Source organism: Variovorax sp. VNK109, from assembly GCF_049445855.1.
GTDB lineage: Bacteria > Pseudomonadota > Gammaproteobacteria > Burkholderiales > Burkholderiaceae_C > JAGOCV01.
The window spans coordinates 378,126-396,868 of record NZ_JBMSDV010000002.1; the positions used below are offsets into that span (position 1 = coordinate 378,126).

Genomic DNA, 18,743 nt, shown 5'->3' on the forward strand with positions numbered 1-18,743 from the left:
ACTTAAAGTTTCTCCAGAGCGTTGCATTCGGCGACGCACCCGGTGCCCCCTCAACTTCTGGAGAAAATCATGACCAACTGGACCCAACTGACCCGCGAGCAACAGATTCAAGCCCTGGAGAAGGACTGGGCTGAAAACCCCCGATGGAAGGGCATCAAGCGTGGCTACACCGCGGCCGATGTGGTCCGTCTGCGCGGGTCGCTGCAGATCGAGCACACCCTGGCCAAGCGCGGCTCCGAGAAACTCTGGAACCTGATCAACACGGAGCCTTTCGTAAATTCGCTGGGTGCGCTGACCGGCAACCAGGCCATGCAGCAGGTCAAGGCCGGCCTCAAGGCCATTTACCTTTCCGGCTGGCAGGTGGCCGGTGATGCCAACAGCAATGGCGAGATGTATCCGGACCAGTCGCTGTATTCGGTGGATTCGGTGCCGAAGGTCGTGAAGAAGATCAATGCCACCTTCGCCCGCGCCGACCAGATCCAGTGGAGCGAAGGCAAAAGCCACGGCGACGAAGGCTTCACCGACTTCTTCGCACCCATCGTGGCCGATGCCGAGGCGGGCTTCGGCGGCGTGCTGAACGCCTTCGAACTGATGAAGGCGATGATCGAAGCCGGCGCCGCCGGCGTCCACTTCGAAGATCAACTGGCCGCTGCCAAGAAGTGCGGTCACATGGGCGGCAAGGTGCTCGTTCCGACGCGCGAAGCCGTCTCCAAGCTCGTGGCAGCCCGTCTGGCTGCCGACGTGATGGGCACGCCGACCGTGCTGCTGGCCCGTACCGATGCCGAAGCTGCCGATCTGGTGACCACGGACGTGGACGAAAACGACAAGCCGTTCTTCACCGGTGAACGCACGGTGGAAGGTTTCTTCCGCAGCCGCAATGGTCTGGAACAGGCCATCAGCCGTGGTCTGGCTTACGCCGAGTACGCCGACCTGATCTGGTGCGAAACCGGCACGCCCGACCTGGCGTTCGCCAAGGCGTTTGCCGACGCGATCCACGCGAAGTTCCCGGGCAAGCTGCTCGCCTACAACTGCTCGCCCAGCTTCAACTGGAAGAAGAACCTGGACGACGCGACGATCGCGCGCTTCCAGAAGGAACTGGGTGCGATGGGCTACAAGTTCCAGTTCATCACGCTGGCTGGCTTCCACAGCCTGAACTACTCGATGTTCAACCTGGCCTACGGCTATGCGCGCAACAACATGAGCGCCTTCGTGGAACTGCAGCAGGCCGAATTCGCCGCTGCCGAGCGTGGCTTCACCGCCGTGAAGCATCAGCGCGAAGTGGGCACGGGTTATTTCGACGCGGTGACCACCACCATCGAAGCCCAGGCTTCCACGGCTGCGCTCAAGGGCTCGACCGAAGACGCCCAGTTCTTCGATTCGCACAAGGCGGCTTGAACGCGCGGCGCGGGTTGCGTGATCTGTTTCACGGAATTTCCCTGTCCCGCAAGCCCGGCTCCGGCCGGGCTTTTTTATTCGCGCGTTTAAGCGTAAAGTGAACGGGCCCCCCATAACGGAGAGAGCCATGAGCGAGGGAACCACAGCATTCATGCACAAGTCCTGCCCCGACTGCAACGGCAGTGGCGAGCTGCGCATCGACAGCGAGAACATCAACGAGAACTTCGAAGTCGAGAAGCAGACCGTCATCACCCAGTGCCCGGCCTGTCAGGGCCTCGGTTTCGTCGACGGGCCTGCGGCAAGGTAGAATCCGTCGGCACCCGCGCACGCGGGCCATCTGCAAGAGCGAGAAAGGCAATCCGGTTATGACACCGCGAACTACAGTGAATGTTTTCACCGGCCCTCTGGGTCAGTAGCTGCGCGACCCGGTTTTTCTCCTCCACTCCAAAGCGCGGCCCTGACCGCGCTTTTTTGTTTCCGGAAATATTCCCCATGATCCAGATTACGCTTCCCGACAATTCGAAACGCGAATTTCCTGGTCCTGTCTCGGTGGCCGATGTCGCCAAGGCCATCGGCCCCGGCCTTGCCAAGATGACCGTTGCCGGCAAGGTGGACGGGAAGCTGGTCGACGCGAGCGATGTCATCGATCACAGCGCCAAGCTGCAGATCATCACGCCGCGTGACCAGGAGGGCGTGGAGATCATCCGCCACTCCACGGCCCACCTCGTGGGGCACGCCGTGAAGCAGCTGTATCCGACGGCCCGCATGGTCATCGGCCCGGTGATCGACGAAGGCTTCTACTACGACGTCGCTTATGAGCGCCCGTTCACGCCGGAAGATCTGGCGGCCATCGAGCAACGCATGCGCGAACTGATTGCGCAGGACTACGACGTCGTCAAGAAGATGACGCCGCGCGCCGAGGTCATCGAGGTGTTCAGGTCGAGGGGCGAAGACTACAAGCTGCGCCTCGTCGAGGACATGCCCGACGAGCAGGCGATGGGCCTTTACTACCATCAGGAATACGTGGACATGTGCCGCGGCCCTCACGTGCCCAACACGCGCTTTCTCAAGGTCTTCAAGCTGACCAAGCTTGCCGGTGCCTACTGGCGAGGCGATGCGAAGAACGAGCAACTGCAGCGCATCTACGGAACGGCGTGGGCCGACAAGAAGGATCTGGATGCATACATCCAGCGCATCGAGGAAGCCGAGAAGCGCGACCACCGCAAGCTCGGCCGTGAGCTCGACCTGTTCCACATCGACGACGTGGCACCCGGCGTGGTGTTCTGGCACCCCAAGGGCTGGGCCATCTGGCAGGTGGTCGAGCAGTACATGCGCGGCGTCTACCGCGACACGGGCTACCAGGAGGTCAAGGGACCGCAGATCCTGGACAAGAGCCTCTGGGAGAAGACGGGGCACTGGCAGAACTACCGCGACAACATGTTCACGACGGAGAGCGAAAAGCGTGAGTACGCGCTCAAGCCTATGAACTGCCCGGGCCACGTGCTGATCTTCAAGTCCGGCCTGCGCAGCTACCGTGACCTGCCGATCCGCTACGGCGAATTCGGCCAGTGCCACCGGAACGAACCCTCGGGAGGGCTGCACGGCATCATGCGTGTGCGTGGCTTCACGCAGGACGACGGTCATATCTTCTGCACGGAAGACCAGATCCTGGACGAGTGCGTGGCCTACACGGGGCAGCTCCTCCAGGTCTATGCCGACTTCGGTTTCAAGGACATCCTCTACAAGGTGGCCACGCGCCCGGAGCACCGCATCGGTTCGGACGAGCTGTGGGACAAGGCCGAAGGCGCGCTGATGGAAGCGCTGCGCCTTTCGGGTGTGGATTTCGTGATTGCCCCGGGTGACGGTGCTTTCTACGGGCCGAAGATCGAATACACGCTCAAGGACGCGCTCGGGCGCCAGTGGCAGTGCGGCACGATGCAGGTGGACTTCAACATGGCAGAGCGCCTTGATGCCGAATACGTCACGGAGACGAGCGGGCGGGCACACCCCGTCATGCTGCACCGGGCCATCGTCGGGAGTCTGGAGCGTTTCATCGGCATGCTCATCGAGAATCATGCCGGTGCATTGCCTGCCTGGCTCGCTCCGGTGCAGGTGGCGGTGCTCAATATCAGCGAATCGCAGGCCGAATATGCCGCGGAAGTTGCCAAAAGGCTGCAAAATCAAGGGCTTAGAGTTGATCTGGACCTGCACAACGACAAAATTACGTATAAAATACGGAAGCATTCGTTGCAAAAGCTCCCTTTCATCCTCGTCGTGGGCGAGAAAGAGAAGGAGACAGGCGCAGTCGCAGTGCGCGCCCGGGGTAACCAAGACCTCGGAGTCATGTCCCTCGATTCATTCCTCCAGAAGATTTCGGGCGATATTGCCAGCAAGGTCTGAGCTTTCCTGAAGCAGGCCTCGCGAGCGCGTCGTGGTGACTGCAGGCGCCGCCTTCGGGCGGCAGTTTTTTCAAGGATTTGAACCATCGCTACTGAATTTCGTGATCGCCGCCAGCGCGAAGAACGCAAACACCGTCTGAACCGGGAAATCATGGCCCCGGAGGTCCGCCTGAGCGGGCCTGAAAACGAACCACTGGGCATCGTCAGCCTCGCAGAAGCCCTGCGCATGGCCGGTGAACTCGACGTGGATCTGGTTGAAATTGCCGCCACCGCAAACCCGCCGGTTTGCCGTTTGATGGATTACGGCAAGTTCAAATACCAGGAACAGAAAAAGGCGGCCGAGGCGAAATCGAAGCAGAAGGTCATCGAGGTCAAGGAAATCAAGTTCCGGCCCGGTACCGACGATGGTGACTACAACATCAAGATGCGCAACATCAAGCGCTTTCTTGATGAGGGTGACAAATGCAAGATCACGCTGCGCTTCCGTGGCCGCGAGATCACGCACCAGGAGATCGGCATGGCGCTGTTGCAGCGCATCCGTGACGACCTGGCAGACCTGATTGTCGTCGAGCAGTTTCCCAAGCTCGAAGGCCGGCAGATGATCATGATGATCGCGCCGGGCAAGAAAAAGTCGGGCGCAGCCGCAGGCAAACCCGCCGAGGCCACGCAAGCGGCCTGAAGAGAAAAAAGGGGTTCCGGCAGGTTGGTCGCCAGCCGGTTCCCTGCGGATGCGCAAGCATCCGCGAACTGCATGGTCCGCAAGGGCCGTGCAGCAAACCAAGTGGCTCGGGGCCAACAAGTCTGCGTCAGGTTCGCAGCGCCTCACGAGCACAAACGAGAAGGAGCATTCAATGCCCAAAATGAAGACCAAGAGCAGCGCGAAAAAGCGTTTTCGCGTTCGTCCGGGTGGTACCGTCAAGCGCGGTCAAGCCTTCAAGCGTCACATCCTGACCAAGAAGACCACCAAGAACAAGCGCCACCTGCGTGGAGCCGTTTCTGTTCATGAGACCAACATGGGTCACATGGCACAGATGCTGCCCCTGCAAGGCCTTTGATCAACTGACGAACAAGGAGAACTGATATGCCTCGCGTCAAACGTGGTGTTACTGCCCGCGCACGTCACAAGAAGGTCCTGGCCCTGGCCAAGGGTTTCCGCGGTCGCCGCGGCAATGTCTTCCGCATCGCCAAAGAAGCGGTGATGAAGGCTGGGCAATATGCCTACCGTGACCGCCGTGCCAAGAAGCGTGTATTCCGTCAGCTGTGGATCGCCCGTATCAACGCCGCCGCGCGTGAAATGGGCCTGACCTACAGCCAGTTTGCCAACGGCCTCAAGAAGGCATCCATCGAGATCGACCGCAAGATGCTGGCCGACCTCGCGGTGCACGACAAGGCTGCTTTTGGCAGCATCGTGGAGCAAGTCAAGGCCAAGCTGGCTGCTTGATCGCACGATGACGCTGCCGGCGTGACCTGTTCACACCGGCGGCGGAATTCACAAGCAAACCACAAGGGCTGAGGCTTGCAGGCTTCAGCCCTTTCTTTTTTTTCACGCTTCCTTTCACGAATTCAAAGATGAACGAGTTGGACACCCTGGTCGACGAAGCGAAAGTCGCCTTCAGCAAGGCTGGCACGCCCGCCGATCTGGAGAACGTCAAGGCCCAGTACCTGGGCAAGTCGGGGCGCATCACCGAACTGATGAAGGGCATGGCCCAGCTGTCGGTCGAGGAGAAGAAAACCCGCGGCGCGGCCGTCAACGTGGCCAAGCAGGCGGTCGAAGCCGCGCTGAATGCCCGCCGCCAGGCGCTGGCCGATGCCGAACTCGACATCCAGCTCAAGGCCGAGGCGCTCGACGTCACGCTGCCCGGCCGCCGCCGTCAGGCGGGTGGCCTGCATCCGGTCAGCCGCACGATGGAGCGCATCGAACAGATTTTCGGCAGCATGGGCTTCGACGTGGCCGACGGCCCCGAGATCGAGTCCGACTGGTACAGCTTCACGTCGCTGAACAACCCGCCGAACCACCCGGCGCGTTCCATGCAGGACACGTTCTACGTGGACATGAAGGGCGACGACGGTATTCCGTACAACCTGCGTCCGCACACAAGCCCGATGCAGGTCCGTTATGCGCACCAGCACATCAAGAAGCATGCGGACCTCGTGAAGGCCGGCGGGACGATGCCCGAGATCCGGGTCATCGCGCCGGGTCGCACCTACCGCGTCGACAGCGACGCCACGCACTCCCCGATGTTCCACCAGTGCGAAGGCCTGTGGCTGGGCGAGAACGTTTCGTTCAAGGACCTGAAGGTCGTCTTCACCGATTTCTGCCGCACGTTCTTCGAAAGCGATGACCTCGTGCTGCGCTTCCGCCCCAGCTTCTTCCCGTTCACCGAGCCGAGCGCCGAGATCGATATCCAGTTCCAGAGCGGCCCGTTGGCCGGCCGCTGGCTCGAAGTGGCGGGCTCCGGTCAGGTGCATCCCCAGGTGGTGCGCAACATGGGCCTCGACCCCGAGCGCCATATCGGCTTCGCTTTCGGCATGGGTCCGGACCGCCTGACCATGCTGCGCTATGGCGTGAACGATCTGCGCCTGTTCTTCGACGGCGACATCCGTTTCCTGCGCCAGTTCCAATAAAAACGAAACGAGATCCAGGATATGCAATTTCCGGAATCATGGTTGCGAGAGTTCTGCAACCCGCCTTTGACGACGGCCCAGTTGGCCGACACGCTGACCATGGCCGGTCTGGAGGTCGAAGACCTGCATCCGGTCGCACCGCCTTTCAGCAAGGTGGTGGTCGGCGAGATCAAGGAAGCCGTGCAGCACCCCAACGCCGATCGCCTGCGCGTGTGCCAGGTGGACGTGGGGCAGGGCGCCTTGCTCAACATCGTCTGTGGTGCGCCCAACGCGCGCGTCGGCATCAGGGTGCCTTGTGCGCTGGTGGGTGCCGAACTGCCGCCGGGTGAAGACGGCAAGCCGTTTGCAATCAAGCTGGGAAAGCTTCGCGGCGTTGAAAGCCAGGGCATGCTGTGCTCGGCGCGCGAACTCAAGCTGAACGACGACCATGGCGGCCTGCTCGAGCTCGACGCGGCAGCACCCATCGGCGCAAACATCCGCGACGTGCTCCAGCTCGACGACACCGTCTTCACGCTCAAGCTCACGCCCAACCTGGCGCATGGCCTGAGCGTTTATGGCGTGGCACGCGAAGTCTCGGCATTGACTGGTGCCCCGCTGAACACGCCCGCCATCGCGCCGGTGAAGACGGGCTCGAAGGATGTGCTGCCGGTGAAGGTCAGCGCGCCCGATCTTTGCGGCCGCTTCTCCGGCCGCATCATCCGCAACGTGAACACCAAGGCGGCCACGCCGGCGTGGATGGTCGATCGCCTCGCCCGTTGCGGCCAGCGCAGCGTGACCGCGCTGGTGGACATCTCGAACTATGTGATGTTCGAGTACAGCCGCCCGTCCCACATCTTCGACCTGGACAAGATCCACGGGGCGCTCGACGTGCGCTGGGGCAAGCCGGGCGAACAGCTCAAGCTGCTCAATGGCAACACGATCACCGTCGATGAAAAGGTCGGCGTCATCTCCGATGACGTGCAGGTCGAGTCGCTCGCCGGCATCATGGGCGGCGACGCCACCGCCGTGTCCGACGACACGAAGAACATCTACGTCGAGGCGGCTTTCTGGTGGCCGCTGGCGGTGCAGGGCCGTTCGCGCCGTTTCAACTTTTCCACCGACGCTGGCCATCGTTTCGAGCGCGGCGTCGATCCGAGCCTGACTGTTGAGCACATCGAGCGCATCACGCAACTGATCATCGATATCTGTGGCACGCCCGACACGGTGTGCGGCCCTATCGACGACCAGACGCTGTCGTTGCCCGAAGCCAAGCCGGTGACGCTGCGCGTTGCACGAGCGGCCAAGGTCATTGGCATGCCGCTCACGCAGGAGCAATGCGCTGGCGCGCTGCGCCGCCTGGGGCTGGACGTTGCCGAGGGGCAGGGAACCCTCACCGTCACGCCACCGCCTTACCGCTTCGACCTGTCGATCGAGGAAGACCTCATCGAGGAAGTCGCGCGCATCATCGGCTACAACGCCCTGCCTGCCACACCACCGCTTGCGCCCATCACCGCGCGTGTTCGCACCGAGGCGCAGCGCAGTCGCTTCGCAGTGCGTCATGCGCTCGCAGGCCTTGGCTACCAGGAAACCATCAACTTCAGCTTCGTCGAAGAGCAGTGGGAAGCCGAACTTGCAGGCAACAAGGACCCGATCCGCCTGCTCAACCCGATCGCCAGCCAGATGAGCGTGATGCGCTCATCGCTGCTCGGCTCGTTGATCCAGGTGCTTCGCTTCAACCTCGACCGCAAGGCAACGCGTGTTCGCATCTTCGAGCAAGGGCGTGTGTACATGCGTGACGCCACTGTCGCGACCAGCGACACGACAGTGGCCGGCATCCGCCAGCCCATGCTGGTGGCGGGTCTGGCCTACGGCGATACCGACGGCCTGCAGTGGGGCAACAAGGAAGGCCGCACCGATTTCTACGACGTCAAGGGTGATGTTGAAGCGCTGCTGTGGCCGATCGAGCCTGTGTTCGAGGCGGCGGAGCATCCCGCACTGCATCCGGGCCGTTCGGCTCGTGTGCTGGTGGATGGCCAGCCGATCGGCTTCGTGGGTGAACTGCATCCGCGCTGGCGTCAGTCTTACGAGTTGCCGCAGGCTCCCGTGCTGTTCGAGCTGTCGCTCGATGCCGTGTTGCGCAGGGACATACCCGTTGCTTCGCCGGTCGCGCGCTTCCAGTCCGTGGAGCGAGACCTGGCGCTCATCGTGGCCGATACCGTGAGTCACTCGTCGTTGATGGGTGCGATACACGCTGCGCCTGTCGCTGGCCTGCTTCGCGATGCGCTGCTGTTCGACGTGTACCGACCGCAGGTCAAGGCCGGGCAGGTTGCGCCGTCGTCCGGCCCCGCCGCGGGAGAGAAGAGCATGGCCGTGCGCTTGACGCTCAACAGCGACGAAGCCACACTGACCGAACAACAGATCGAATCGACCGTGCAGGCGGTGGTGCAAAGCCTTGCCGAGCAGACCGGCGCGCGTCTGCGCAGCTGAGCGGAAGAGAACAACAGGAGGACCCCATGGAATTCACCGTTGAAAGCCTGGAAACCCCGGCACTGACCAAGGCGCAACTCGCCGAGTTGCTGTTCGAGCAGATCGGCCTGAACAAGCGTGAGTCCAAGGACATGATCGACGCGTTTTTCGATCTCGTGTCCGACAGCCTGGTGGATGGCCGCGATGTGAAGATCTCCGGCTTCGGAAATTTCCAGATCCGCACCAAGGCCCCGCGCCCCGGGCGCAATCCGCGCACCGGCGAGGCCATTCCGATCCAGGCGCGCCGTGTGGTCACTTTCCACGCCAGCCACAAGCTCAAGGAGCAGATCCAGGGCAACGGGCAGGCGGCGGACTCCTCGGGCGATTGATCTTTTTTCCCGTTTTGGCCTTTCGGCCACGCCTTTTGTCGCGCAATCTCACCGTTGCGCTGAAGTCTTTGCGTGTCGGGTAAAGTTAGAGTAACCTCGAAACTTTCCCCTGTACAACATTGATTTCAATGGAGAAAGATCTCCCTCCAATCCCGGCAAAGCGCTACTTCACCATCGGTGAGGTCGGCGACCTGTGCGGCGTCAAGCCGCACGTGCTACGGTATTGGGAGCAGGAGTTCACGCAACTGCGGCCCATGAAGCGGCGCGGCAACCGCCGCTATTACCAGCATCATGAGGTGCTCATGATCCGCCGCATCCGCGACCTCCTCTACGACCAGGGCTTCACCATCAGCGGTGCCCGCAACAAGCTGCAGGAGCTTGTGCAGCTCGAGCGCGACAAACGTCGCAACGGCGAAGTGGCGCTTGACGGCGTTGACGTCATCGAGGTGGAAGACGATGCGGCCTTCGATGATTTCGACGAGACCGTGGACGGCATGGATTCCACGCTCACGCAGAAGCTCGTGCAACTGCGACGCGAATTGTTCGAAATTCGCGATCTCCTGTCCGCCACACACTGAATGACGGCTTCGGCCGCGTTATAATCTGAGGCTCATCGGCGTGTAGCGCAGCCTGGTAGCGCACTTGCATGGGGTGCAAGGGGTCGCGAGTTCGAATCCCGCCACGCCGACCATATTGAAAAGGGTTAGTAGCAGTCTGCTACTAACCCTTTGTCATTTCTGCGGGCTGAATTTCCGGGGTCATCCACGCAAGGTATGGCTTTTCTTGCGCAGTTCGCCGGCCGCGCGTTGCCGTGATGCGGGTTGCGTCGCCACCTCGCCCGACAGCGTGGCTTTGGGGAACAGTGCCGACGCCGACGTCGCCTGCGCCAGCTCGCTGGCCGTGGCGAGGAGGGCGGGGCCCATCTCCAGCAGTTTCTGCTCGGACAACCTCACCGAGGGGCCAGCCACGACAACCAGACCGACCACGGCGCCACTGCGCGAGCGCACTGGCGCGGCGATGGCGCTCATCCACGGCGTGAACATGTCGCGCACCAGGCTGAAGCCGCGCTTGCGATGCTCGCGCAGCATTTTCAGCAAACCGCTTGCTCCCTTGGGCGCGTTGGGGCCGAAGTCGGGCGATTTGCCGAAGCCTTGCCGCGCGACGATCTCGAGTGCTTCGTCTTCGGGCATGGTCATCAGCCAGGCGTGACCCGCCGCGCTGCAGGACAACTGCAGGTCCGTGCCCATGTCGGGGTCGTACTTGAGCGCAGAGCGCGAGCCCTGCGCCTTGGCGACGAGCGTGAGGCGCTCGCCGTCGACGATGGCCAGGCGCGCGAGTTCCTTCGTGCTCTCGGCCAGTTGTTCGAGCAGGGGCTGTGCAATGTCCACCACACCGGATTTGCTCAGATAGCTCAGGCCCAGCGCGGCCAGCTTGGTGGTGAGTGCGTAATCGCCGTGCATGCGTGTCTGCCGCACGAAGCCGAAACGGATGAGTTCGCCCAGCAGGCGATGGCAGCCGCTGCGCGTGAGGTTCATTTCGTCGGCGATCTGCGCCAGCGGCACGCCGTCCGGGTAATCGGCCAGGAACTGCAGCAGCAGAAGCGACTTTTCGACAGAACTGCTCATGCTTGCTCCTCTACAGGCCGTCAGACCGCGTTGAAAACGTGAATTCTATTCACGAAATGAACACGATCCACTTTTCTTTTGTGGATCGAGGTCGAGTCCCTAGCATTCGTTTCGCGGCCGGCAAGAGCCGGCGAAATTCAACCAGACACATGGAGACAGACATGAATGCTATGAACTGGAGGCGTGGCCTCATCGGTGCCGTTGCCGCGGCCGCCATGCTGTGCGCAGCCGCGCCCGCCCTGGCGCAGGACATCAAGGAGCGCAACCTGCGCTTCGCCTTCAGCCTGGCGAAGGACCATCCGCTGGGGCAGGGTGCACAGAAATTTGCCGACCTCGTGGCGCAGAAGAGCGAGGGCAAACTGAAGGTGACGCTGTTCCCCAATGCCGTGTTGGGCAGCGATCCGCAGAACCTGTCGGCCGTGCGCGGTGGCACGCTCGATTTCACGTCCATGGCGACCGGCCTGCTGGCAGGCATCGACAAGGGTTTCATGATCTTCGACTTCCCGTTCCTGTTCGGCACGCCGCAGGAAGCATTCGCGATCTCCGACGGCCCGGTCGGCACGCGCCTGCAGGCACGCCTGCAGGACCATGGCCTCGTGGGCCTGGGCATCTGGGACCTCGGTTTCCGCAACATGACGAACAGCCGCCGCCCCATCACCAAGATGGAAGACGTGCAGGGCCTGAAGATCCGCGTGATCGCCTCGCCGATCTATCTCGAGTTGTTCAACACGCTTGGTGCCAACCCCGTGCCGATGACCTTCGGCGAGCTGTACGGCGCGCTCGAGTCCAAGGCCGTGGACGGGCAGGAGAACCCGGTCGGCGTGATCGAATCCGCCAAGTTCGCCGAAGTGCAGAAGTTCCTGTCCATCACGCGTCACGTGTACACCGGCATGCCGCTGCTCATGAGCAAGAAGACGTGGGACTCGCTCTCGCCGCGTGAGCAGGGCATCATCAAGGCCGCCGCCGACGAAGCACGTGCCGAAGAACGCAGGATCTCGCAGCAGACCGAAGCCAGGGCGATCGAAGGCCTGCGCAAGACGATGCAGGTCAACGAACTGTCTGCGGCGGAACTTGCGCGCCTGCGCCAGAAAGTCGTGCCCGTCGTCGAGAAGTTCAGCGGCGAAGTCGGCCCGGCGCTGGTGCAGGAAGTCAACGCAGAACTGGCACGCCTGCGCGCCACGAAGCAGTAACGCGACCGGTCAGGCGAAGATGGCTTTGCAAGGACAGGCGGCCGTCGCAATGTGGTGGCACATCGCGACGGACCAGCGCGAGGAGTTTCTGGACTGGCATACGCACGAGCACCTGCCGGAGCGCCTGGGCATTCCCGGCTTCGAGCGTGGCTCGCGCTGGGCGAGCACCGCGAACGCGACTGGGTTCTTCGTGATGTACGAGCTCGAGACGCCGCTGGTGCTCATGGGAGCGGACTACCTCGCGCGGCTCAACAACCCGACGCCGTGGTCGCAGAAGATGATGCCGCATCACCAGCGCATGGTGCGCAGCCTCACGCAGGTGGTGACCAGCCACGGCGGCGGCTTGTGCAGCCATCTGCTCACGCTGCGGTTGTCGCCGTCCCAGGGGCGCGAGTCCGCCTTGCGCACTTGGCTGCGCGATGCCTTGCAGGCGCTGCCGATGACGCGTGGCCTCTCGGGCGCGCACCTGTTGGAGACCATGCCGTTCCCCGGCGCGGTGCAGACGACGGAGCAGCGTATCCGCGGCGGCGACGCGACGGCAGACTGGATCGTGCTGGTGTCGGGTTACAGCGCCGAGGCGTTGCAGGCGCTCGGGAACGATGCGTTGAGTGACGGGGTCTTGCTGGCGGCTGGCGCAAAGCCTGGCGTCGAGCGGCAGGTCTTCAGCCTGTCGGCCAGCCTGAGCCGCGCCGACGTTCCGCTTGCAAGCGGTCTGGGCGCAGCGGCAAGAGCAGCCTGAATGACGTCGTCCGCCGCCCGCAGGTCTTCAGGCGAGTGCTGCTTTCGTTCCGCCGGCGCCGCTTCTGGTGCCACTGCGCACGAAGATCGGCGATGCCCGGCTCGCCATCGCGAGTTCGGCCGTCATGGCCAGCAGCGGCGCACCGAGCTCCAGCATGCGCGCTTCGGTCAGGCGCACGTTCGGTCCCGCGATGGTGATCACGCCGATCGCGGCTTCGCCTTCCCGTTGCACCGGCGCGGCCATGGCGGACATGCCCGGCGCGAACATCTCGTTGATCATGCTGAAGCCGCGCTTGCGTGTTTCCTTGAAGATGCGCGAGAGCTGCGCCATCGTCGTCGGCGCTTTCGGTCCGAATTGTTCGGCGCTGCCGAAGCCCTGGTGCAACACGATCTCCATCGCACGTTCCTCGGGCAACGTGGACAGCCAGGCGTGACCGGCCGCGCTGCAGGACAGTCGCACGTCGGTGCCGGTGTCGGGGTCGTAGCGCAGGCCGCTTTTCGCGCCCTGCATCTTGGCGACAAAGGTCAGTCGCTCGCCGTCGACGATGGCCAGGCGCACGAGCTCACCGGAGATCGTGGCCATGCGGTCGATGATCGGTTGCGCGATGTCGATGATGCCGGAGCTGCTCAGGTAGTTGAGGCCGAGCGCCGCGAGCTTGGTGGTCAAGGCGTAGTCGCCGTGCTCCCGCATCTGGCGCACATAGCCGCACTCGATCAACTCGACCAGAACGCGGTGGCACGCACTGCGCGGAATGCCCAGCTCGTCCGCGATGGAGGCCATGGGCATGCCCTCGGGGCGAGCCGCGAGGTATTCGACGATCTGGAATGAACGGACAAGCGCGTTGGCCATGGGGTCTCCGAAACAGATTGCATCATATCGAAATTCTTGAATAGAATTCCAACTGGAATCAGATTCCATTTTTATTTTCACAGGAGACAACCTTGAAGAAATTCGCTCGCGCGGCGCTTGCCGCATCCCTTGCCGCATTCATTTCCTTCAGCGTCAGCGCACAGGACGTGCAGGAACGGACCATCAAGTTCGGCCACCTCAACAACCCCGATCACCCGGTCAGCTTCGGCGTGAAGCGCTTCGCCGAACTGCTGGCTGCCAAGAGCGGCGGCAAGCTGAAGGTGCAGGAATATCCGTCGAACCAGTTGGGCAACGAACTGCAGCAGCAGTCTGCGCTGCAGGGCGGCGTACAGGAGATGTCGGCGCCCAGCACCAGCTCGCTGGCCGGTATCGTGAAGGAATTCGGTCTCGTCGATTTCCCGTTCGCCGTGGCCAACTTCGCGCAGGCCGATGCACTGCTGGACGGCCCGCTCGGCCAGGCACTGATCGCCAAGCTGCCGGAGAAGGGCCTCGTCGCGCTCGGCTACTGGGACCTGGGCTTCCGCAACGTCACCAACAGCAAGCATCCCATCAATAAGCCTGAAGACCTGAGTGGCGTGAAGATCCGCGTGATTCCCAACCCGGTCTTCCTGGAAACCTTCAAGGCCTTCAACGCGAACCCCGTGCCGATGCCCTTCACCGAGCTCTACGGTGCGCTGGAGTCCAAGGCTGTGGACGGCCAGGAAAACCCGTTCGCAGTGATCCTGTCGAACAAGTTCTTCGAAGTGAACAAGTTCGTCAGCGCCACCAACCACGTGTACGCAGCCAACATCATGCTGGTCAGCAAGCGCTTCTGGGACCGCCTGTCGCCCACGGAGCAACGCATGATGAATGAAGCCGCCAACGAAGCGCGTGGCTACCAGCGCCAGGTGAGCCGCGCTGCCGCAGCGAAGGCCGTCGGTGAACTCCAGGCCAAGGGCATGCAGTACAACGAAGTCGCGCCGGCGGAGCAAGCCCGCATGCGCCAGATCGCCAAGCCGGTGACCGACAAGTTCGCCGCCACCTACGACCCCGCCATCGTCAAGCTCTACAACGACGAATTGGCCCGCATCCGCAAGTAAGCGAAAGCAAAGCGACTTCATGAAATTCCTGGTACTTCACGGCCCGAACCTCAACCTGTTCGGGCGGCGGGAGCCGCACATCTACGGCACGACCACGCTGGCCGAGATCAACGAGCGGCTCCAGGGCCTGGCGCGCGAGCTGGATGTCGAACTCGAGATCCACCAGTCCAACCACGAGGGGACACTGGTGGACCGCTTCCACGACAACATCGACATCGCCGACGGTGCGCTGCTCAATCCTGCGGGGTTGACGCAGCATGGCGTGTCGCTGCACGACGCGATCAAGGCGATGCCGTTCCCGGTGCTGGAAATCCACATGTCCAACATCGGCGCGCGCGAGCCGTGGCGGCATCACTCCATCATCTCGCCCGCGGTGAAGGCCACCATCCAGGGGCTCGGCTGGCGCTCGTACACGGCGGGCCTGCGCGCGCTGGTGGAGATCGTGCGCGAGGGCAAGGCAGCTGCTGCCAGGGCGGCGTGAGGGGCACCATGGACAAGGCGTTTCGTTACTATTGCCGCGCCCTCGAGGCGCTGATCGCCGCGGGCCTGTTCGTGATGGTGGTGCTGGTGTTCGGGAATGTGGCCCTGCGCTACATCTTCAACTCCGGCATCTCCGTCTCGGAAGAGATGTCGCGCTGGTTCTTCATCTGGATCACGTTCCTGGGCGCCATCGTCGCATTGCGTGAGCGGGCCCACCTGGGCACGAGCATGCTGCTCGATCGGCTGAACAGCACAGGCAAGAAGGTATGCCTGGTCATCGCCTACGTGATGATGATCGGCACGAGCTGGCTGGTGCTGCGCGGTGCCTGGGAGCAGGCGCGCATCAACCTGGACGTGACGGCGCCGTCGAGCGGCGCGTCCATGGCCATCTTCTATGCAAGCGGCATCGTGTTCGCGGTCTCGGCAATCCTCATCCTGCTGGCCGATCTCTGGGGGCTGGTCAGCGGCAGGATTACGCCCGAGGCGCTTGCTGCCATGCGCGAGTCCGAGGAGGAGCCGGCATGACGATCCTCATCTTCGTGGGCACCCTGCTGGGCGCGATGGCCCTGGGCATCCCGATCGCGTTTTCGCTGCTGGTCAGCGGCGTGGCACTCATGTGGCATCTGGACCTGTTCGACGCGCAGATCCTTGCCCAGAACCTGATCAACGGCGCGGACAGCTTTCCGTTGCTCGCCGCGCCGTTCTTCATCCTGGCCGGCGAAATCATGAACGTCGGTGGACTTTCGCGCCGCATCGTCAATCTGGCACTCACGCTTGTCGGCCATGTGCGCGGCGGCCTGGGTTACGTGACCATCATCGCGGCGTGCCTGCTGGCTGCGCTGTCCGGCTCGGCCGTGGCCGATGCCGCTGCCTTGACGGCGCTGCTGCTGCCGATGATGGTGGCAGCAGGGCATGACCGTGCGCGGTCGGCGGGGTTGATCGCTTCGGCCAGCATCATCGCGCCGGTGATCCCGCCCAGCATCGGCTTCGTGATCTTCGGTGTCGCTGCCAACGTGTCGGTGTCCAAGCTGTTCCTCGCGGGCATCGCCCCGGGGTTCATGCTGGGCGCGGCGTTGTGGCTCACCTGGTGGTGGCTGGTCCGCCGCGAAAAGGTGGAGGCGCCGCCCCGCAAGAGCACGGTGGAAATGATGCGTGCATTGCGCGAAGCGAGCTGGGCGCTGGTGCTGCCTGTCATCATCATCGTCGGCCTGAAGTTCGGTGTCTTCACGCCGACGGAGGCTGCGGTGGTCGCGGCGGTCTATGCGCTGTTCATCTCGACCGTCGTGTACCGCGAACTCAAGTGGCACCAGCTTTACCGCGTGTTCGTTGCGGCTGCCAAGACGAGTGCGGTGGTCATGCTGCTTGTGGCCGCCGCAATGGTGAGCGCGTGGCTGATCACCGTGGCCGATCTGCCGTCCAAGGTGGTGTCGCTGCTGCAGCCTTTCATCGACAACCCCAGATTGCTGATGTTCGCGATCATGGTGCTCGTGATGGTGGTCGGCACCGCGCTCGACATGACGCCGACCATCCTCATCCTCACGCCCGTGCTGATGCCCGTGGTGAAGGCGGCTGGCATCGATCCGGTCTACTTCGGTGTGCTGTTCATCATGAACAATGCCATCGGGCTCATCACGCCGCCCGTGGGCGTGGTGCTCAACGCGGTCGCAGGTGTCGGCAAGATCAAGATGGATGACGTCACCCGCGGCGTACTGCCGTTCATGGCCGCCCAGTTCGCGCTGATCATCCTCATGGTGATGTTCCCGCAACTGGTGACCGTGCCGGCGAAGTGGTTCACCGGTTGAGCCGGCCCTGACCGGCCCGCATGAAAGGCGGGGTTACTTGCCCGTGACCGCTGCGGCTTCCAGCGATTCGAAGCGGTAACCCTGTCCGTACACCGCCGTGAGGCGGAAGCCGTTTTCCGGCCGCAGGCCGAGCAGCGAGCGCACTTTGGAGATGTGCGTGTCCAGCGTGCGCGACATCACGTCCGGGCTGGACTGGTTGCTTGCGCTCCACATCGTGTCCAGCAGATGCTGGCGCGACAGCAGCCGCCCCATGTTGGAAAACAGGAAGAACGCGAGGTCGAACTCCTTCTGCGTGAGCGTCACCGGTGACCCGTCGATCTCCACGCGCCGGTCGGCCGGAAAGAAGTGGAACCGTCCCCATTCCTTTTGCTGCACCTTGCTGACCGGGTAAACGCGCCGCAGGAGGGCCTGAACGCGTGCAGCCAGTTCACCCACGCGCATCGGCTTGATCATGAAATCGTCTGCGCCGCAGGACAGGCCCTCGACGACGTCCTGTTCCTGATTGCGGTTGGTGAGGAAAAGGACCGGAATGCGGTCCTTGTAGTTGCTCCGGATCCACCTGACGATCTCCGGGCCGCTGGTATCGGGTAGATGCCAGTCGAGGATGAGCAGGTCGTAGGTTTCCCGTCGCAGCTCGTGCAGCAGCGCCAGGCCTTTGGAGAAAAGTCGGCAGTCGTGGCCGATGGCTTCCAGCGTCGCACGTGTGAGCTCGAGCTGGCTCAGGTCGTCATCCAGTACAGCGATTCTCATGTTGTTCCCCTCCATTCAACGCGTCATGCAGCGTGAGCACATGAACATGGGGCGCATCGTAGGCGCGTGATGGGAAGAGGGAAAGTCTAGTGACGAACGATGAGAAATGGCCTCGAAAAATGTCAAGGATTGATAACTCCGGACCTGTTTCCGGCCCGCGTTTCACTTACAAATCGAAGCGTGGAACCCACTCGACACAAAGCGTGAGGTTGCTCGTGGGACGTGCCACGCAGGGAAGGATCCAGCCTTCCTTTTTTTCTTCGGCACTGACGCCGGGCCATTCGATGTCGTAGCGCACGGTGCCTTCGGTGGACTGGACGATGCAGGTGCGGCAGGTGCCGTTGCGGCACGAGCTCGGCAGTGCGATGCCGGCCGCTTCTGCCGATTGGAGCAAGGGGCGATCCGGCAATGCTTCGAATGCGATGCCGGCGGGGTCCAGCTTCACTTCGAACGTCATGACGTCACTTCACGGGGATCGCTGTTGCGCGGTCGATGGGCACGGCGGTGATGCTGTTCATCGGTGATCCATCGACCAGGCGTTCCGAATAGGTCAGATAGGCGAGCGTGTTGCGTTGGGTGTCGACCATGCGGACGATGCGCAACCGCTTGAAGAGCACCGACATGCGTTCGCTGAACACTTCCTCCTGGCGGGGCAGGGGTTGCCTGAACGTGATCGGGCCCACCTGCCGGCAGGCGATCGAGGCTTCGGCCTTGTCTTCGGCGAGACCGAGTGCGCCCGAGATGCCGCCGGTGCGCGCGCGCGAGACATAGCACGTGACGCCTGCGACCTTCGGGTCGTCGTAGGCTTCGACCACGATCTTGTGATCCGGCCCGATGAGCTGGAAGGCGGTATCGACGTCGCCGATCTTCTGGGCCGAAGCCGCCGGGACGATGAACATCGCCAGCAGTGCGGGCAGGACGAAACGCCAGTCGGGGGTGGACTTCATCAAAGTAC

Annotated in this window: 21 protein-coding genes and 1 tRNA gene; 17 read left to right on the plus strand and 5 right to left on the minus strand. The window is 62.8% G+C overall.

Translation table 11 applies throughout. The features are described 5' to 3' along the window. Positions 1–87 precede the first annotated feature (87 nt). The 11 genes from aceA (at position 88) to ACO2Q9_RS09385 (ending at position 9,944) form a co-directional block, all read left to right on the plus strand. Positions 88–1,395: an isocitrate lyase gene (gene aceA / locus ACO2Q9_RS09335; protein ID WP_423311228.1), complete on the plus strand. Its 1,308-nt coding sequence runs from the start codon at positions 88–90 to the stop codon at positions 1,393–1,395. Between the two features lie 127 nt (positions 1,396–1,522). Then, the gene (locus ACO2Q9_RS09340) at positions 1,523–1,702 is read left to right on the plus strand and encodes a hypothetical protein (protein ID WP_423310536.1); all 180 of its coding nucleotides are present in this window, start codon (positions 1,523–1,525) and stop codon (positions 1,700–1,702) included. A gap of 185 nt (positions 1,703–1,887) precedes the next feature. Continuing rightward, the gene (gene thrS / locus ACO2Q9_RS09345) at positions 1,888–3,795 is read left to right on the plus strand and encodes a threonine--tRNA ligase (protein WP_423310538.1); all 1,908 of its coding nucleotides are present in this window, start codon (positions 1,888–1,890) and stop codon (positions 3,793–3,795) included. An 84-nt stretch (positions 3,796–3,879) separates the two neighbouring features. Beyond that, positions 3,880–4,473 carry a translation initiation factor IF-3 gene (gene infC / locus ACO2Q9_RS09350; protein WP_423311230.1) on the plus strand — a complete coding sequence of 198 codons (594 nt, stop codon included), beginning with the start codon at positions 3,880–3,882 and terminating at the stop codon, positions 4,471–4,473. A gap of 172 nt (positions 4,474–4,645) precedes the next feature. After that, complete coding sequence (gene rpmI, locus ACO2Q9_RS09355; protein ID WP_423310540.1) at positions 4,646–4,849, plus strand: 50S ribosomal protein L35; 204 nt, start codon at positions 4,646–4,648, stop codon at positions 4,847–4,849. 26 nt (positions 4,850–4,875) lie between these two features. Next, positions 4,876–5,235 (plus strand): 50S ribosomal protein L20, encoded by a 360-nt coding sequence (gene rplT / locus ACO2Q9_RS09360; RefSeq protein WP_423310542.1) that lies wholly within the window; start codon positions 4,876–4,878, stop codon positions 5,233–5,235. A 128-nt stretch (positions 5,236–5,363) separates the two neighbouring features. Continuing rightward, positions 5,364–6,419 carry a phenylalanine--tRNA ligase subunit alpha gene (gene pheS, locus ACO2Q9_RS09365; protein WP_423310544.1) on the plus strand — a complete coding sequence of 352 codons (1,056 nt, stop codon included), beginning with the start codon at positions 5,364–5,366 and terminating at the stop codon, positions 6,417–6,419. A 21-nt stretch (positions 6,420–6,440) separates the two neighbouring features. Beyond that, positions 6,441–8,885, plus strand: coding sequence for a phenylalanine--tRNA ligase subunit beta (pheT, locus tag ACO2Q9_RS09370; RefSeq protein ID WP_423310547.1), 2,445 nt, complete (start codon positions 6,441–6,443; stop codon positions 8,883–8,885). Continuing rightward, a complete protein-coding gene (locus ACO2Q9_RS09375; RefSeq protein ID WP_423311232.1) occupies positions 8,882–9,253 on the plus strand; it encodes an integration host factor subunit alpha in 372 nt (123 codons plus the stop codon). Before pheT ends, ACO2Q9_RS09375 begins: the two co-directional genes overlap by 4 nt. Positions 9,254–9,381: 128 nt before the next feature. Next, positions 9,382–9,831 (plus strand): MerR family transcriptional regulator, encoded by a 450-nt coding sequence (locus tag ACO2Q9_RS09380; protein WP_423310549.1) that lies wholly within the window; start codon positions 9,382–9,384, stop codon positions 9,829–9,831. Between the two features lie 36 nt (positions 9,832–9,867). Continuing rightward, positions 9,868–9,944 (plus strand) — tRNA-Pro (locus ACO2Q9_RS09385). 67 nt (positions 9,945–10,011) lie between these two features. Here ACO2Q9_RS09385 and ACO2Q9_RS09390 read toward each other — a convergent pair. Continuing rightward, the gene (locus ACO2Q9_RS09390; protein ID WP_423310551.1) at positions 10,012–10,878 is read right to left on the minus strand and encodes an IclR family transcriptional regulator; all 867 of its coding nucleotides are present in this window, start codon (positions 10,876–10,878) and stop codon (positions 10,012–10,014) included. A gap of 161 nt (positions 10,879–11,039) precedes the next feature. On the opposite strand from ACO2Q9_RS09390, the gene ACO2Q9_RS09395 reads away from it, so the two are divergent. Continuing rightward, on the plus strand, positions 11,040–12,068 hold the full coding sequence (locus ACO2Q9_RS09395; protein WP_423310553.1) for a TRAP transporter substrate-binding protein: 1,029 nt from the start codon (positions 11,040–11,042) through the stop codon (positions 12,066–12,068). 19 nt (positions 12,069–12,087) lie between these two features. After that, complete coding sequence (locus ACO2Q9_RS09400) at positions 12,088–12,807, plus strand: hypothetical protein (RefSeq protein WP_423310555.1); 720 nt, start codon at positions 12,088–12,090, stop codon at positions 12,805–12,807. Positions 12,808–12,834: 27 nt separating this feature from the next. Here the strand turns inward: ACO2Q9_RS09400 and ACO2Q9_RS09405 are convergent, their stop codons facing one another. Next, entirely contained in the window at positions 12,835–13,656 is an 822-nt protein-coding gene (locus ACO2Q9_RS09405) for an IclR family transcriptional regulator (RefSeq protein ID WP_423310557.1), read from the minus strand. Between the two features lie 92 nt (positions 13,657–13,748). Here ACO2Q9_RS09405 and ACO2Q9_RS09410 point away from each other — a divergent pair, with 92 nt between their 5' ends. The 4 genes from ACO2Q9_RS09410 to ACO2Q9_RS09425 are packed head-to-tail and all read left to right on the plus strand — an operon-like array spanning position 13,749 to position 17,038. Then, positions 13,749–14,756: a TRAP transporter substrate-binding protein gene (locus ACO2Q9_RS09410; protein WP_423310559.1), complete on the plus strand. Its 1,008-nt coding sequence runs from the start codon at positions 13,749–13,751 to the stop codon at positions 14,754–14,756. Between the two features lie 19 nt (positions 14,757–14,775). Then, positions 14,776–15,237: a type II 3-dehydroquinate dehydratase gene (locus tag ACO2Q9_RS09415; RefSeq protein WP_423310561.1), complete on the plus strand. Its 462-nt coding sequence runs from the start codon at positions 14,776–14,778 to the stop codon at positions 15,235–15,237. Positions 15,238–15,245: 8 nt separating this feature from the next. Next, complete coding sequence (locus ACO2Q9_RS09420; protein ID WP_423310563.1) at positions 15,246–15,761, plus strand: TRAP transporter small permease; 516 nt, start codon at positions 15,246–15,248, stop codon at positions 15,759–15,761. Beyond that, positions 15,758–17,038: a TRAP transporter large permease subunit gene (locus ACO2Q9_RS09425; protein WP_423310565.1), complete on the plus strand. Its 1,281-nt coding sequence runs from the start codon at positions 15,758–15,760 to the stop codon at positions 17,036–17,038. Before ACO2Q9_RS09420 ends, ACO2Q9_RS09425 begins: the two co-directional genes overlap by 4 nt. A gap of 33 nt (positions 17,039–17,071) precedes the next feature. Here ACO2Q9_RS09425 and ACO2Q9_RS09430 read toward each other — a convergent pair whose 3' ends face one another. The 3 genes from ACO2Q9_RS09430 to ACO2Q9_RS09440 form a co-directional block, all read right to left on the minus strand. Then, on the minus strand, positions 17,072–17,788 hold the full coding sequence (locus ACO2Q9_RS09430; protein ID WP_423310567.1) for a response regulator transcription factor: 717 nt from the start codon (positions 17,786–17,788) through the stop codon (positions 17,072–17,074). Between the two features lie 166 nt (positions 17,789–17,954). Further along, the gene (locus ACO2Q9_RS09435) at positions 17,955–18,245 is read right to left on the minus strand and encodes a 2Fe-2S iron-sulfur cluster-binding protein (RefSeq protein ID WP_423310569.1); all 291 of its coding nucleotides are present in this window, start codon (positions 18,243–18,245) and stop codon (positions 17,955–17,957) included. A 4-nt stretch (positions 18,246–18,249) separates the two neighbouring features. Beyond that, a complete protein-coding gene (locus ACO2Q9_RS09440; protein ID WP_423311234.1) occupies positions 18,250–18,687 on the minus strand; it encodes a CreA family protein in 438 nt (145 codons plus the stop codon). Positions 18,688–18,743: the final 56 nt, after the last annotated feature.

Coding starts and splice junctions, on each gene's coding strand:
- ACO2Q9_RS09340 (WP_423310536.1), top strand. CDS start 1,523: ATGAGCGAGGGAACCACAGCATTCATGCACAAGTCCTGCCCCGACTGC.
- thrS (WP_423310538.1), top strand. CDS start 1,888: ATGATCCAGATTACGCTTCCCGACAATTCGAAACGCGAATTTCCTGGT.
- rpmI (WP_423310540.1), top strand. CDS start 4,646: ATGCCCAAAATGAAGACCAAGAGCAGCGCGAAAAAGCGTTTTCGCGTT.
- rplT (WP_423310542.1), top strand. CDS start 4,876: ATGCCTCGCGTCAAACGTGGTGTTACTGCCCGCGCACGTCACAAGAAG.
- pheS (WP_423310544.1), top strand. CDS start 5,364: ATGAACGAGTTGGACACCCTGGTCGACGAAGCGAAAGTCGCCTTCAGC.
- pheT (WP_423310547.1), top strand. CDS start 6,441: ATGCAATTTCCGGAATCATGGTTGCGAGAGTTCTGCAACCCGCCTTTG.
- ACO2Q9_RS09380 (WP_423310549.1), top strand. CDS start 9,382: ATGGAGAAAGATCTCCCTCCAATCCCGGCAAAGCGCTACTTCACCATC.
- ACO2Q9_RS09390 (WP_423310551.1), bottom strand. CDS start 10,878: ATGAGCAGTTCTGTCGAAAAGTCGCTTCTGCTGCTGCAGTTCCTGGCC.
- ACO2Q9_RS09395 (WP_423310553.1), top strand. CDS start 11,040: ATGAATGCTATGAACTGGAGGCGTGGCCTCATCGGTGCCGTTGCCGCG.
- ACO2Q9_RS09400 (WP_423310555.1), top strand. CDS start 12,088: ATGGCTTTGCAAGGACAGGCGGCCGTCGCAATGTGGTGGCACATCGCG.
- ACO2Q9_RS09405 (WP_423310557.1), bottom strand. CDS start 13,656: ATGGCCAACGCGCTTGTCCGTTCATTCCAGATCGTCGAATACCTCGCG.
- ACO2Q9_RS09415 (WP_423310561.1), top strand. CDS start 14,776: ATGAAATTCCTGGTACTTCACGGCCCGAACCTCAACCTGTTCGGGCGG.
- ACO2Q9_RS09420 (WP_423310563.1), top strand. CDS start 15,246: ATGGACAAGGCGTTTCGTTACTATTGCCGCGCCCTCGAGGCGCTGATC.
- ACO2Q9_RS09425 (WP_423310565.1), top strand. CDS start 15,758: ATGACGATCCTCATCTTCGTGGGCACCCTGCTGGGCGCGATGGCCCTG.
- ACO2Q9_RS09430 (WP_423310567.1), bottom strand. CDS start 17,788: ATGAGAATCGCTGTACTGGATGACGACCTGAGCCAGCTCGAGCTCACA.
- ACO2Q9_RS09435 (WP_423310569.1), bottom strand. CDS start 18,245: ATGACGTTCGAAGTGAAGCTGGACCCCGCCGGCATCGCATTCGAAGCA.
- ACO2Q9_RS09440 (WP_423311234.1), bottom strand. CDS start 18,687: ATGTTCATCGTCCCGGCGGCTTCGGCCCAGAAGATCGGCGACGTCGAT.